Source organism: Chondrinema litorale, from assembly GCF_026250525.1.
Taxonomy (GTDB): Bacteria; Bacteroidota; Bacteroidia; order Cytophagales; family Flammeovirgaceae; genus Chondrinema; species Chondrinema litorale.
Map to the genome: position 1 here is coordinate 1892559 of NZ_CP111043.1, position 15449 is coordinate 1908007.

Annotated in this window: 13 protein-coding genes; 5 read left to right on the forward strand and 8 right to left on the reverse strand. The window is 34.1% G+C overall.

The window, feature by feature from the left end:
* Positions 1–61 precede the first annotated feature (61 nt).
* The 5 genes from OQ292_RS07880 to OQ292_RS07900 form a co-directional block, all read right to left on the reverse strand.
* Positions 62–643 (reverse strand): LOG family protein, encoded by a 582-nt coding sequence (locus tag OQ292_RS07880; RefSeq protein WP_284685510.1) that lies wholly within the window; start codon positions 641–643, stop codon positions 62–64.
* 161 nt (positions 644–804) lie between these two features.
* Positions 805–2082, reverse strand: a complete 1278-nt coding sequence (metK, locus tag OQ292_RS07885) for a methionine adenosyltransferase (RefSeq protein WP_284685511.1) — start codon at positions 2080–2082, stop codon at positions 805–807.
* Positions 2083–2110: 28 nt separating this feature from the next.
* Positions 2111–2821 carry a hypothetical protein gene (locus OQ292_RS07890; RefSeq protein WP_284685512.1) on the reverse strand — a complete coding sequence of 237 codons (711 nt, stop codon included), beginning with the start codon at positions 2819–2821 and terminating at the stop codon, positions 2111–2113.
* A 155-nt stretch (positions 2822–2976) separates the two neighbouring features.
* Entirely contained in the window at positions 2977–4677 is a 1701-nt protein-coding gene (locus OQ292_RS07895) for a GMC oxidoreductase (protein ID WP_284685513.1), read from the reverse strand.
* A 71-nt stretch (positions 4678–4748) separates the two neighbouring features.
* Complete coding sequence (locus OQ292_RS07900) at positions 4749–5318, reverse strand: gluconate 2-dehydrogenase subunit 3 family protein (protein ID WP_284685514.1); 570 nt, start codon at positions 5316–5318, stop codon at positions 4749–4751.
* A gap of 536 nt (positions 5319–5854) precedes the next feature.
* Here OQ292_RS07900 and OQ292_RS07905 point away from each other — a divergent pair.
* From OQ292_RS07905 to OQ292_RS07915, 3 genes are all read left to right on the forward strand, one after another.
* Positions 5855–6070 (forward strand): hypothetical protein, encoded by a 216-nt coding sequence (locus OQ292_RS07905; protein WP_284685515.1) that lies wholly within the window; start codon positions 5855–5857, stop codon positions 6068–6070.
* Between the two features lie 153 nt (positions 6071–6223).
* On the forward strand, positions 6224–7351 hold the full coding sequence (locus OQ292_RS07910) for a glycosyltransferase family 4 protein (RefSeq protein WP_284685516.1): 1128 nt from the start codon (positions 6224–6226) through the stop codon (positions 7349–7351).
* Positions 7352–7431: 80 nt separating this feature from the next.
* Positions 7432–8361, forward strand: coding sequence for a DMT family transporter (locus OQ292_RS07915; protein ID WP_284685517.1), 930 nt, complete (start codon positions 7432–7434; stop codon positions 8359–8361).
* Between the two features lie 27 nt (positions 8362–8388).
* Here the strand turns inward: OQ292_RS07915 and OQ292_RS07920 are convergent, their stop codons facing one another.
* Positions 8389–8550 carry a hypothetical protein gene (locus tag OQ292_RS07920; RefSeq protein ID WP_284685518.1) on the reverse strand — a complete coding sequence of 54 codons (162 nt, stop codon included), beginning with the start codon at positions 8548–8550 and terminating at the stop codon, positions 8389–8391.
* A 244-nt stretch (positions 8551–8794) separates the two neighbouring features.
* Between OQ292_RS07920 and clpB the strand changes: the two genes are divergently transcribed.
* The gene (gene clpB, locus OQ292_RS07925; protein ID WP_284685519.1) at positions 8795–11413 is read left to right on the forward strand and encodes an ATP-dependent chaperone ClpB; all 2619 of its coding nucleotides are present in this window, start codon (positions 8795–8797) and stop codon (positions 11411–11413) included.
* Between the two features lie 77 nt (positions 11414–11490).
* Here the strand turns inward: clpB and pckA are convergent, their stop codons facing one another.
* The gene (gene pckA / locus OQ292_RS07930) at positions 11491–13104 is read right to left on the reverse strand and encodes a phosphoenolpyruvate carboxykinase (ATP) (RefSeq protein WP_284685520.1); all 1614 of its coding nucleotides are present in this window, start codon (positions 13102–13104) and stop codon (positions 11491–11493) included.
* 269 nt (positions 13105–13373) lie between these two features.
* Positions 13374–14375 (reverse strand): tRNA dihydrouridine synthase DusB, encoded by a 1002-nt coding sequence (gene dusB, locus OQ292_RS07935; RefSeq protein WP_284685521.1) that lies wholly within the window; start codon positions 14373–14375, stop codon positions 13374–13376.
* A gap of 128 nt (positions 14376–14503) precedes the next feature.
* On the opposite strand from dusB, the gene OQ292_RS07940 reads away from it, so the two are divergent.
* Positions 14504–15439, forward strand: a complete 936-nt coding sequence (locus OQ292_RS07940; protein WP_284685522.1) for a CPBP family intramembrane glutamic endopeptidase — start codon at positions 14504–14506, stop codon at positions 15437–15439.
* Positions 15440–15449 lie beyond the last annotated feature (10 nt).

The following is a 15449-nucleotide window of genomic DNA, read 5'->3' on the forward strand; positions in this document are numbered from 1 at the left end:
TTTCAGAAAATCCAAAGATAGAAAATTTCTTATTTGAAATAATAAATAAATACAATATAGACTAAGTCCTATGTCTATCTAACCACTTCTCAGCAACGGGAGGGTCGTAATTTTGCATTTTTCTCAAAAGTTCCTCAGGATTTTTATCAGAAACAATAATCTGACGATTCACTTTACTTAAATATCTTTGAGAAACCATATGATTCATAAACTCGATAAATGGATCGAAATAATTATTGATATTTAATATTCCGATTGGCTTAGTATGCAACCCTAATTGTGCCCATGTAACAATTTCGCAAAGCTCATCCATAGTCCCCATTCCTCCTGGTAAAGCTACAAAAGCATCTGAAATATCAGCCATTTTTTGCTTACGTTCATGCATGCTTTCTACTTCTATCATTTCGGTAAGTCCATTATGACCAACCTCTTTAGCTACTAAAAATCCCGGTATTACACCAGTAACTTTACCACCTTTCGCCAAAAAAGCATTTGCAATAAAACCCATCATTCCGGTACTGCCTCCTCCATAAACCATCTCAAAACCCTTATCAACAAGTAACTCTCCAAAGTTTTCTGCTGCTTGTTGATAACTTTTTTCACTTCCCGGACTAGAACCACAAAAAATACATATCTTTTTCATAGACGTAAATTTAATTATTTAAAGCCAGCTTTATAATTTTTTCAGGTTATCTCTATACTGCAATTTTATAAAATACCACAAAAAAAAAGCATCAGATCATTTTATTAATCTGATGCCATTTTGTTAAATATGTATCAATAAATTAATTACAAGATATTTAATTATAGATTAAATGCTTCTTTTAATTTATCAACATAGTCAAGCTTTTCCCAAGTAAAGAACTCAAGAGCTTTTGTTTCTTTAGTTCTGATTTCTTTCTTGATACTTTCGTCTTCTTCGATTTTTACTGTAAATAGATCAACTTCTTTTTTATAGCTTTCTCTACCCATGTGTCCATAAGCTGCTGTATCTGAGAAGATAGGATTTTTTAGTTTTAATCTATCTACAAGGCCTTTTGGTCTCATATCAAATATACCTGAAACTTTCTCAGCTATTTGTCCATCAGACAAACCAACTTTAGAAGTTCCGTAAGTATTTACGTTTAATGAAACAGGCTTAGAAACCCCGATTGCATAAGCAACTTGTACCAGTATTTCATCTGCAATACCAGCGGCAACCATATTTTTAGCTATATGTCTTGCAGCATAAGCAGCACTTCTATCAACTTTTGATGGGTCTTTACCAGAAAATGCACCTCCACCATGAGCACCTTTTCCACCATAAGTATCAACAATAATTTTTCTACCTGTTAAACCTGCATCTCCATGAGGCCCACCAATCACAAATTTACCTGTTGGGTTGATGTGATAGACAGTATTATTATCTAATAATTCAGATGGAATTACTCTAGGAATAAGAATATTGATGATATCATCATTTATCTTTTTTAGCATTTTTTCTTCTACATCAAAAGGATCATGCTGAGTTGATAACACAATTGTGTGAACTCTTAATGGTTTATTATCATCACCATATTCAATTGTTACCTGTGCTTTTGTATCAGGTCTTAGATATGGCATTAAGTGGCTTTCTTCTTTGCGAATATGTGCAAGTTCTTTTACCATCCTATGTGAAAAAGCCAATGCCATTGGCATTAATTCTGGTGTTTCGTTACTTGCATAGCCGAACATCATCCCTTGATCACCAGCGCCTTGTTCTTTATCAACACCTTCTCCCTCATTTACACCTTGTGCAATATCAGGAGACTGGCTATGTAAAGCAACCATAATACCACATGATTCAGCATCAAACATATAGTTATCACTATTGTATCCGATTTTTTTTATTGTTTCTCTTACAACATCTGGTATCTCAACGTAGGCTTTCGTTGTGATCTCACCAGACACAACTACCAACCCAGTGGTTACCATAGTTTCACAAGCAACCCTTGAATCAGGATCTTGTGCCAACATAGCATCTAATATTGCATCTGATATCTGATCTGCAATTTTGTCTGGATGTCCTTCTGAAACAGATTCTGAAGTGAATAAATAAGCCATAAAAAAAAATTCTTGATTAAAAAATTAATTATCTGAATCGTATAGAATTAGCTAAACCCACATTTCCTTTTAATTCTTTTAAAGTTTTCGAAAATGTGAGTGTCATTTTATCATCGGAAAGTATAGCTTCTTCATTAGAATAATTTCTAATTTTAGCGTCAACAGTTTCGATAATCATTGTATAAGTTACATCATCGTACAATGTTTGTAACTGTGCATTTAGTTCTTTATTGGAGCCATCATCATCTTTAGGCACCATTTCACTTGTGAGATTATTTAAGTTGAAAGAGTTTGTTTTTTCTAACCTCCCCTTTTTGTCATAGATATAATAATCTGCTCCTGAGACATTAGTATTACCTTCATCTAATTTACTTAAAGCTTTATTTAAAGCTTCTACACTTTCATAATTAAGTTGCAGCCCAAATTGAAAATTCTCCTCGTCTTTAATGCCATTAGCATCAGATATACCTGCTATCCTATTTAGTTCCTTGCTAAGTACAGTAAATGCTGAATCCAAACCACTTAATGGATTATCTTCTAAACCAACTGCGCTGCCTTCTTTTGTATTTGCCATATCCAGCATCATCTGAAACATTTTTTTACTCGCACTAAAATCCATTAACATTTTATATGTGCCTTGTCCATCTTTATTAATGGTTATCTCTTCTCTAATTTCGAAACATGAATTACAAAAGAAAGCTATAGTGAGAAATAGTATAAAAAATCTGATGGACCTCATTTGTTCTATATATCAGTAAAAATTAGATGTAAAGCTAACAAATATCTTTTATGATTAATTTTTTACTTATTACAAAGAGATAAATTTTATTTCATTAAACATAAAAAAGGGGAGTTGAATTAACAACTCCCTTCATAATCACAAATAAGTATTTCCTATATATTATTTTTCTTTAATTCACTAACAGCAAAATCGCATGCTCTAGCTGTAAGGGCCATATATGTTAATGATGGATTCTGACAAGCTGCAGAAGACATACATGCACCATCTGTTACAAATACATTAGATACTTCGTGTAATTGATTATTTTTATTAAGCATCGATGTTTTTTTATCTTTACCCATTACACATGTACCCATCTCGTGAATTCCTTGTCCTGGATAAGACCCTGCATCATAAGTTGAAATATTTTTCAAACCTGCTGCTTCTAGAATTTCTGCAGCTGAGTTTTGCATATCAACTCTCATTTTCATCTCATTCTCTTTAAACTCGCAATCAAACTTAACGGTTGGTTGCCCCCATTTATCAACATTTTCTTTATCTAGAGTTACTTTATTTTCAAAGTATGGTAGAGTTTCACCAAAACCACCTAAACCCATACTCCAAGGACCAGGTACAACCATTTGTTGCTTAAACTCATCACCAAAACCCATTTCGGCAACACCTCTCATCCAAGACTCTCTGCTTGCTCCACCCTGATAACCATAACCTCTAATAAAATCAGGATGCTTCTCTTTAATATTTCTGAATCTAGGAATATAGATACCATTCGCTCTTCTACCTGAATAATATTGATCTGCAAATCCATCAAACTCTCCTCTAGCACCTGTTCTAAAATGATGGTCCATTAGATAGTGCCCCAAGGTTCCACTTGTATTACCTAAGCCATTTGGAAAAACTTCATCAACAGAATTCATTAAAATAAAAGCTGAACCAACTGCTGAAGCATTTAAGAAAATAATTTTTGCATAAAACTCCTGCATTTCTCCTGATTCTGCATCGATTACCCTAACTCCAGTAGCTTTACCTTGCTCCTTATCATAAATTACAGAGTTAACTATAGAGTTATGGCGCAATGTCATATTACCAGTTTTAGCAGCTGCCGGTAACGTTGACGAAAGACTACTAAAATATGCACCATAAGGACAGCCTCTAGCACAACGGTTTCTATACATACAATGATTTCTACCATTGTGAGCTACTGTAAGGTTAGCAACTCGGCCTATTGTAACTATTCTATCATTAAAGTTTTCTCTTACTTTTTGAGCAGCGTGCTTTTCTAAACAGTTCATTTCCATTGGAGGAAGGAAATTACCATCAGGTAATTGCTCAAGACCTTCATTTTGCCCACTTATTCCTGCAAATCCTTCTACATAATCGTACCATGGAGCAAGGTCATCATATCTTATTGGCCAATCTACACCAAATCCATCTTTAGCATTTGACTCAAAGTCCATTGGACTCCAACGATAAGATTGTCTACCCCACATAAGAGAGCGGCCACCAGTATGATATCCTCTAAGCCAATCAAATCTTTTTACTTCAGAATAAGGATTTTCGGTATCATCTACGAACATATGAGCAATTTCCTCAGTCAAGTAACCGATTCTCTGCTGCTTTTCTTTAGTCGTTTTTAACTGCTCTTGTGTTACTTTCCCCCTGTGTTTTAAATCCCAAGGATCTTTCATCGCAGTTTCGTAATCTTCGGGATGCTTAATTTCGTAACCTCTTTCCAGAACTAGGGTTTTCAATCCTTTTTCAGTTAGTTCTTTTGCTGCCCAACCACCACTGATACCTGAGCCAACCACGATAGCATCGTATGTATTTTGTTTTTTTGCCTTTGTATTTAAATTCATTATAATTCTGTTTTATCAAAGTTGATTGATTCTTGAATTTGATTTCCAGATAAAATCTTGCATATCATGTTTTAGATAGCCCAAGCTTTATCTCCTTCTTTATAAGGCATACAACCATTATAAGCACCAGGCACAGCAACAAAATTAAGAGCTTGTGTTGCACCTACTTCAGATGTGCAGTAACCAACTACTGTCAGTTCTTTCATAAATCTAAAGAAAGGTTTTTTCCCTGAAGTGTTTGCACCATTGTATGCTTCTTCATCAAATTTTTTCAGAAGAGCTACTTGTTCTTCCTTTTCACAATCAACAAAGTCATTTCCATATTCATCTTTTGCTGCTTTGTTTAGGCTATTTATACCTTCAAGAAAACTCTTCTGATCTTCAGGAGTATAGCAATCCTTTAAAACCAAGTCGATATATCTGTTTACAAGTGCCTCTTTAGCACCTGGTGTATCAGTAGTAGGAATAATTAATTCCGAAACTTCTATCACTATTTGGTCTTGTTCAGGACTTAAGAACTCAGGAAGCCAGTCTGGTTTTTCAGAAGGCTTGCAACCATTCAAAATAGCTGCAATTAGTGGAGTGGAAAGGGTACCACCAGCCAAGGCACTAATCCTTTTTACAGCATTTCTTCTGTTCATAGGTTTTTGGGTATGTTATTAAAAATTAATTAAATCGGTATTTTATATTTGCAGATTATACTTTTCATTTTCAAAGAGGATAGCTAATAATAAACCTAAACTCAGAGAACAATTACTGTTATTTTATGGAGACAATCTATTGGCAATAACATAAATATTTATGAGAGATGAAGTCGCCATATTTCGATAAATCTATATAAACTTTTCATTTCTTAATAAATATTAAGATGTTAAAATGTGTAAATCAGTAAAAAAATGTGATAATTCGGCAGTTATAACACCAAAAATCAGTAAAAAACTAACTGTAAGTTATAATAAGGATGAGATAATTAAATTATTAAAAAAGACATTTCAAACAACTCTCTTACACGCTAAACCCGTATAATAAAGCACTTAACCCATTACTTATTACTGTATTTTAACAAGAGAAAATGTAATTTTTTAATCAAATTGTTAACAGTTCTATTTAATTATTGAACAAAGGGTTACAAATCACGTTTTATTTAAATAAATTGATATATATATCCCTTATATGTATGGAAACAATAAAAAAGTATCATTATGAGCAAAAGCATCTTGGAAGAACCTTCCATTTCGATGCTAGCATTGTTAAAGACAATGATGTTTACTATTTAAAATGCAACGATGTTGTTGTAAACATAAAGTCGCCCATTTCAGGAGAGAATTTACTTAAACAATTATTTGTAAATGTTACTGAAATACCAACAACTACTAATCTAACTCTATCTTAGTTAAACTCTATTAATATATTTCGCTTATTTACAACACTATTATTCTTTAATAGTGTTTTTTTTATTTCTAGTTAAATTTAATTGCCAATAATTATTTCTCATTTTATAATTTTCACTTTTAAAAATTAAACCAGTTATCGAAAACCACCATTTATGCTGGAAAATGAGATAAGACTACTTTGGCTAACTGAAAACTATCCACCGCAAAGAGGAGGCATGGCGCAATCTTGCGACAGAATCATTCGAAACCTTAGAAATAGTGGAGTTATAGTTGATATAGTCCATTTTACCAGAAGAAACACTTCTTTTAAAATCACTAACCAAGTAAAGGGAACCTACTTAAATGTGCCATTTAATACTGATGAAGCACATACTGTCAATTGCCTTTGGAACTTTATAGCACAAGAAGCGCAATACAAGTTTTGCACTCATATTGTTGCATTTGGAGGTTATCTACCTCTATTAACAGCTCCTGTTTTTAGCAAATGGTTATCTCTACCGCTAGTTTGCCTTTTTCGCGGAAATGATTTTGACAATGCAATTTTTTCTTCTAGAAAACTGCCAATTCTCGAAAGAGCAATTAATCAAGCACACACAATAGCAACAGTTGCTAGTGAAATGCAGGATAAAATTGAGCTGCTTTATCCAGAAAAGAAAGTAAAATTTATTCCTAACAGCATTGAATCTACCAATTGGCAAGCTTTAAAAAGTGACTTTGAGTTTGCTGAAAAATTTAGAGCAAAACATGTAGAAGATTCTAAACTTGCAATTGGTTTATTTGGCCATTTAAAAGCTAAAAAAGGATGCGACTTTCTTTTAAAAAGTATTGCTAAAAGTGGACTCTCAGAAAAAATACACCTAATTATAGTTGGAGAAAGAGAAACACATATTGATACGATAGTAGCAGGCTACAACCTAAATACTACATTTCTGCCATTTTTAGATAGATACGAATTAATACAATACTATCTTGCCTGCGATGTAATTGCCTTACCTTCGTTTTACGACGGCATGCCAAATGTTTTACTAGAAGCTAGCGCACTTGGCATTCCTGTTTTAGCTTCTTCTGTAGGTGGTATGAGAGATGTTTTAGTTGATATTCCTAATAGTTTTGTTTTTCACCCTGGAGATGAGTCTAGTTGCATAGAAACACTATGGAAACTAATTAATACTTCAGCAGATGAAAGAAAAAAAATTGGCTTGATGCAAAAAGAAGTTTTGGATTCTAACTTCACTTCTCAACACGAAACAGAAGCTTTTCTATCAATTTTTAAAGAATAGCTTAAAATCTATCTACAAAACTCTTTTAACAGGTATATTCACTAATATTGCAGGCAAAGATTAGCACCGTCTCTCTCGAAATGAACAAAGACAAAAAGGTAATCACAGGTCTTCTGGCAATTATTACAGCAACCACACTTTGGGGATTCGATGGAGTAGTACTCACACCTAGATTATACAATCTAGAAGCAAGTTTTGTGGTAATGGTACTACATGTATTACCATTTTTAGTGATGCAACTGTTTCTTTTTAAGCAGTATAAATACCTAAAAACATTTGATAAACAAGACTATCTTGCCCTTTTTCTTATTGCACTACTAGGTGGCTCTATTGGTACACTTTCAATCGTACAGGCCATGTTTCTTATTAATTTTAAAAACCTTTCTGTAGTTGTACTTCTGCAAAAATTACAACCAGTATTTGCCATAACATTGGCAACTATTTTTTTAAAAGAGAAACTCAAGAAAAACTTTTTCATTTGGGCTTTACTAGCAGTAGCTGGTGGCTATTTTCTTACGTTTGAGTTTAGTTTACCAAATTTTCATACAGGTGAAAATACCTCACAAGCTGCCCTACTGGCTTTAATTGCAGCTTTTTGTTTTGGTTCTACAACAGTTTTAGGAAGAAAATTTCTATTAAATCATAATTTTGAAACCGTTACATTCTACCGATTCGGTTTCACTACTTTCATACTAGTTATCTACAATTTAATACTAGGGAGGTTTTATCAGTTTAATGATGTAACTCAGCAAAACTGGATAATATTTGTGGTAATTATGTTTACCACTGGTAGTGCAGCAATTTTTTTGTATTACTTTGGATTAAAAAAGGTAAGAGCAAGCCTCTCAACTATTGCAGAATTATGCTTTCCTGTTTCGGCTATCATTTTCGACTACATATTTAACAATAGTCAATTAACAGTTGTACAATGGTGCAGCGCCGCTATGATGTTTTTTGCAATATTTAAATTGGGGCAGAATGAAGCTGAAAATAAATCTTCAGCTTCGTAAGGTGAAACTTATTTATAAATCTTCAGATCAAAATTCAAAATCTGTATTACTTTCTAGAAAAACTTCTTTTAACTCTTCAAGTTCTTCTTTTTCTAATTTTGAAAGTGCAGAATCTTTTTCTTTTTCTGACAACTCAGCAATCCTTTGATATGCTTGTGTCGGTGTCAAGGAATAATAAATGAAGTTCATAGTTCAGCTTATTAATAATTAATAGTATCTACCAATATAAAAAACAAAACCCTTTTCCCATAGTGCACCTTGTTAACATTATAAAAGACGGCATTTTTGACATTATACAAAAACTTATTTCATTAATTCAAGTCATAATGTCATTAAATTCTACAACTATACTGAAATTTTGACTGTTATTCTGTTAGAAATTGAAATGGAAAATAATTTGATGAGTCTTCATTAAAATAAAAACTGTAAAACCATGAATTTCAATAACTATACAATAAAATCTCAGGAGGCTATACAGAAAGCTGCTGAGATTGCTCAATCAGCACAACAAGCGATAATTGAGCCCGGTCATTTATTGAAAGCAATCTTGTTAGTAGATGAAAACCTAAGCTCATTTGTGATTAAAAAGCTGAATGTTAACAAGGGATATTTAGAAAGTAAACTCGACGAAATTCTTCAAAGATACCCGAAAACAACAGGTCAGCAGCCATATTTCTCTAATGAAAGCCATAAGATTTTACAAAATGCAGAGCAAACAAAAACTCAGCTTAAAGACGACTTTATCGCTGTAGAACACTTGCTGCTAGCATTACTAAATGGCAATAATTCTGTATCAACTTTAATGAAAGATGTTGGGTTTAACGATAAGCATCTTAAAAAAGCAGTTGAAGAACTAAGAGGTGGAGAAAAAGTAAAAGATCAGAATGCTGAGTCTAAATACAAATCATTAGAAAGATATTCCCAAAACCTGAATAAACTGGCAAAATCAGGTAAGTTAGATCCAATTATTGGTCGTGACGAAGAAATAAGGAGAATTCTTCAGATTTTATCAAGACGTACCAAAAATAACCCGATGCTTGTGGGTACGCCAGGTGTAGGTAAAACAGCCATTGCAGAAGGTCTTGCTCAAAGAATTATAGATGGAGATGTACCAGAAAATTTAAAAGATATCGAGATTGTAGCCTTAGATATGGGCTTGCTTGTAGCTGGTGCTAAATACAAAGGTGAATTTGAAGAAAGGCTTAAGTCTGTAATTAAAGAAGTTGTTGACAGCAATGGAAAAATTGTTCTTTTCATTGATGAGATTCATACTTTAATTGGTGCAGGTTCTGGTGGCGAAAGTGCTATGGATGCTGCTAACTTGCTTAAACCAGCTTTGGCAAGAGGTGAATTAAGGTCTATTGGTGCGACTACACTAAGTGAGTATCAAAAATATATTGAGAAAGATAAAGCACTGGAAAGACGATTCCAGACAGTAGTAATTGACGAACCAAGTGTACCAGATGCCATCTCAATTTTGAGAGGTATAAAAGAAAAGTATGAAGTACACCACGGTGTTAGAATTAAAGATGATGCAATTATTGCTGCTGTAGAACTATCTCACAGATACATTAGTGATAGATATTTGCCAGATAAAGCCATTGATTTGATGGACGAAGCTGCTGCAAAAATGAGAATTGAAATGGCTTCTATGCCAGAAGAGCTTGATGAAATTAGGCGTAAGATTATGCAACTCGAAATTGAAAGAGAAGCGATTAGAAGGGAAAGAGATATTGAAAAGGAAAGTTATCTTTCTAAAGAAATTGCTGATCTTACCGAGCAACAAGATAGCTTAACTGCCAAATGGAAAAGTGAAAAAGAAACTATTGAAAGCATTCAGAAAGCAAAAGAAAACATAGACAGATATAAATCTGAAGCAGAACAAGCTGAAAGACAAGGCGATTATGGTCGAGTAGCAGAGTTGAGGTACGGAAAAATTAAAGAATCGGAGCAACAACTCGATTTACTGCAACAACAGTTAAATGAAAAACTAGACGAAAAGCCTTTGCTTAAAGAAGAAGTTACTTCAGAAGAAATTGCTGATGTGGTTTCAAGATGGACAGGAATACCAATAAATAAGATGTTACAAAGCGATCGTGAGAAATTGCTACATCTTGAGGGAGAACTTGGTAGAAGAGTTGCCGGACAAAAAGAAGCAATAGGAGCTATCTCTGATGCAGTTCGTAGAAGCAGAGCTGGTTTACAAGACCCTAATAGACCAATTGGCTCATTCATATTCTTAGGAACAACTGGTGTGGGTAAAACTGAGCTGGCAAAAGCATTAGCAGAGTACCTCTTTGATGATGAAAATGCCATGGTTCGTATCGATATGTCTGAATATCAAGAACGCCATGCGGTAAGTAGACTCATTGGAGCACCTCCGGGATATGTGGGTTACGATGAAGGTGGCCAATTAACCGAAGCTGTTAGAAGAAAACCTTACTCAGTAGTATTATTAGATGAAATCGAAAAAGCACATCCAGATGTATTTAATATCTTATTACAAGTACTAGATGATGGTAGACTAACTGACAACAAAGGTAGAATAGCCAACTTTAAAAACACCATTGTAATTATGACCTCTAATTTAGGATCACATATTATAATGGATAAAATGAGGTCTATAAATGATGAGAATAAGGAGAATGTGTTAACTCAAACTAAAAATGAAGTGTTTGAACTCCTTAAAAAATCATTAAGACCTGAGTTTCTAAACCGTATCGATGAGCTAATTCTCTTTGAACCACTTTCTAGAGAAAATATGAGAAAAATTGTTGATATTCAGTTTAGAGAAATTCAGAAACGACTTGATAACTCTGGAATAGTGCTAGAAGCATCAAGAGAAGTGATGGATTATCTGGCAAACTTAGGTTACGACCCGCAGTTTGGTGCGCGACCACTCAAAAGGGTATTGCAACAACACATTTTAAATGAGTTGTCTAAAGAAATATTAAAAGGCAATATCGTAAAAGATGCTGTAGTTGGCATTACTCTAGACGATGATAGACACATCAAATTCTTTAATATAGCAGATGTAAAGCTTGAAGATTAAACTTTAAGCTCAGATAAAAAAGAAGGCCGGACTTATAAGCCCGGCCTTTGTCATTACCTGAATTAATTATATACTACTTATTGTTCTACTACTACCTTTGGCGCTCCTGCCATAATTTCATCATTTGCGTTTTCTTCATATTTCTCGAAGTTTTTCACAAACTCTTTTGCCAAAAGATTAGCTTTATCATCATAAGCATCTTTATTTTCCCAAGTTACTTTTGGATTCAGAATCATTGATGGAACTTCTGGACATTCTTTAGGCATTGCTAATCCGAATACCGGGTGAGTTTCGAATTCAACATTATCTAATTTGCCATCTAGCGCAGCGGTAATCATTGCACGAGTGTATTTCAATTTAATTCTGTTTCCTACTCCATAAGCTCCACCAGACCATCCAGTGTTAATTAACCAAATATTTACGTCGTGTTTCACCATTTTTTCACCTAGTAACTCAGCATATTTAGTTGGGTGTAGTGGCATAAATGGAGCACCGAAACATGCAGAGAATACTGATTGTGGCTCTGTAATACCAGCTTCTGTACCAGCAACTTTAGCAGTGTAACCAGAAATAAAGTGGTACATAGCTTGGCCCGGAGTCAGTTTAGAGATCGGAGGTAAAACACCGTAAGCATCACAAGTTAAGAAGAAGATGTTTTTTGGGTGGCCACCTACAGATGGTAAGACTGCATTTGATATGTGGTTTAGTGGGTAAGAAACCCTTGTATTTTCAGTTACTTCAGTATTTTCGTAGTCTACTGTAGTAGTACCAGGGAAGAAGCGAGTATTTTCAAGAATTGCCCCGAATTTAATTGCATCCCAGATTTCTGGTTCTTTTTCTCTTGTTAAGTCGATTACTTTAGCATAGCAACCGCCTTCAAAGTTAAATACACCATCATCAGTCCATCCGTGCTCGTCATCACCAATCAATTGTCTGTTAGGATCGGCAGAAAGTGTAGTTTTACCAGTTCCTGAAAGTCCGAAGAATACTGCTGCATCGTCTTTTTCACCGATATTAGCACTACAGTGCATAGCAAGTACTTTTTCTTTTTCTGGTAATAAGAAGTTTAATACTGAGAAGATACCTTTTTTAGTTTCACCAGTGTAACCAGTACCACCTACTAAGATAATTCTTTTCTTAAAGTTGATGATTGCAAAGTTTTTAGAACGAGTACCGTCAACTTCTGGATCTGCTTCAAACTCTGGCACTGCTAAGATTCTAAAATCAGGATGGAAATCTTCTAACTCATCATTTTCTGGTTTTAAGAACATGTTGTAGCAGAAGAGGTTGTGAGTTGCTTGAGTATCAATAATTCTCACATTTAAACGATAACGTGGGTCAGCACCAGCAAAGCAGTCTCTTACGTAAAGTCTTTTGTAGTTTAGACTTTTAACTACTTTATCATATAGTTTATCAAATTTTTCAGCATCAAATTCCTGGTTGATGTTTCCCCACCATACTGTATTTTCAGTAATTTCATCTTTTACGATGAAGCGGTCTTTAGGAGCTCTACCTGTAAATTTACCAGTATCCCACATGAAAGCACCAGTGTCTGCAAGCACACCTTCGTGGTTTTTTATAGCTTCCATTACTAATTCTGCAGGAGTTAAATTCCAAGATACGCCTCTAGCGTTTGACAGGCCTAACTCGTCGAGGCCTTGCATGATAGATTTTAGATTTGATTTTTTCATGATTAGATTATTTTTCTTTCTATTCTGTTCGGTTACTAAGTAATTTTTAGATTGTCTGTTGTTGTCCTTGATTGACACTTCAAAATTTCACATTAGACGAAACTTAATTAATGACATTCATCTGTTTTGGGCATGACTTTTATCAAGGTGATTTTCGGGAACGTTTTAAATGAACTGTATAAAAAAAGTCTCTATTTGTTTATAGAGACTTCTTTAAATTTTAATATCAAAAATATTGATTCTTTGTTTTTTTCTACTTTGAATCCAAATTAAGAGTTTACTGTATCGATCTCCAATGGAAAGTTTTCTCTAACATCTTCTAAAATTTCTACTACTTCTTCGTGGCTACCAGCTTCTACCAATCTTTTTCTGTAAGGCTTAAAGTGATTTACCCCTTTGAAATAAGCTGTATAATGTCTCCTCATTTCGTAGATACCAGTTTTAGGACCTTTCCACTCAACTGAAAAATCAAGATGTTTTCTGCAAACATTTATTCTTTCATTCAAGTCGGGTGCTGGTAACTTCTCCCCTGTTCTAAAGTAATGCTTAATTTCATTAAATATCCAAGGGTAACCAATTGCCGCACGGCCAATCATAATGCCATCTACATTATACTTCTTTCTGTATTCCAATGCTTTTTCAGGTGAATCAATATCTCCATTGCCAAAAATTGGAATATGTATATCTGGGTGATTTTTAACTTCTGCTATATGTGTCCAGTCTGCTACACCCTTGTACATTTGCTTGCGAGTTCTGCCATGTATGGTAAGTGCTTGTACACCAACATCTTGCAACCTTTTAGCAACTTCTACAATTTTTATAGTATTCTCGTCCCAACCAAGACGCGTTTTTACTGTAACTGGCAACTTACACTGCTTTACAATCTCTTCAGTCATTTTCTGCATCTTAGGAATATCTAGTAATATTCCGGCTCCGGCTCCTTTACAAGCCACCTTTTTTACAGGGCAACCATAGTTGATATCTATCAACTCAGGACTTGCATTCTCTGCAATGGCAGCGGCTTCTCGCATAGAATCTATTTTCTCACCAAAAATCTGAATACCAATCGGTCTTTCATAATCGTAGATATCCAGTTTTTGTACACTTTTTACTGCATCTCTAATTAAGCCTTCGGCAGAAATAAATTCTGTATACATTAGATCTGCTCCATTTTCTTTACATACAGCTCTAAATGGCGGATCGCTTACATCTTCCATTGGAGCAAGTAAAAGTGGGAATTCTCCTATCTCTAAGTTTCCGATTTTGACCACGGTGATTTATTTTGATGAAAATTTTCGACTCACTATCAAGTCGATAAACTGAACATAAAGATTTAAAAATGTATCTTTATGGTTTTATAATTTAAAACAGCACAATTAAGTGCAAAGTTAAGTTAAAAATGAATCATCAGAAATTTAGCTCATATAATTTCATTAGACACGATCGAGCAAGTTCATATCTTGTTTTACTTGGGTGCTTAATCGCTGGATTCTTTATTGCACAATTTGGCAGTGTTGTAGCAGTAGCTCTTTTTAATGGATTTGACTTTAATGCAGTTTTTAGCATTTTAAGTCCTCCATTTACAGATGAATCTACCAGAATTCCTTTACTATTAGCTCAAGGAGCCAATAGTTTTATTCTATTTATAGCTACACCGTTTTTTTACCTTCACTTTTATGAGCAAGTATCTCCTAAAGGTGTAATAACCTCTGGTAATACTCCAAATTCTAAACTATTACTCATAACTATTGTCTTAGTAATAGTTTATATGCCAATTAGTGCATATACAGCATTTTGGAACGAAAGTATAGAAATACCAGGAGCTTTTGGTGAGCTTGCTCAAAAAATGGAAGAACAATTAAAGGAACTCACTTTGTTTATGGTGAATTTTAGTTCTTTTGGTCAATTTTTGCTCGGATTAATTATTATTGCCGTAATTCCTGGAATTGGCGAAGAGCTACTTTTTAGAGGGGTTATCCAAAATAAAGTGCTGAAATCTTTTGGAAATGTACATGTTGCCATATGGATTACAGCTTTTTTGTTTAGTGCTTTTCATTTCCAATTTTATGGGTTTATTCCGCGAATGCTACTTGGTGGCTTATTTGGGTATTTATATATTTGGTCGGGTTCTATAATTGTTCCGATGCTAGCTCACTTTGTAAACAATGGATTTACATTATTAATGATGTATCTGAATAAAAGTGGAGCTTCTGAAATAGAAATAGATTCGCCAGATAGCTATAGCCTTTTAGGTGCAATAGTTTCTATTATATTGGTATCTGGAATTATCTGGTATTTCAGACAGATTAACAATAAAAACATTTCAGAATCATAAGCGCAAATGA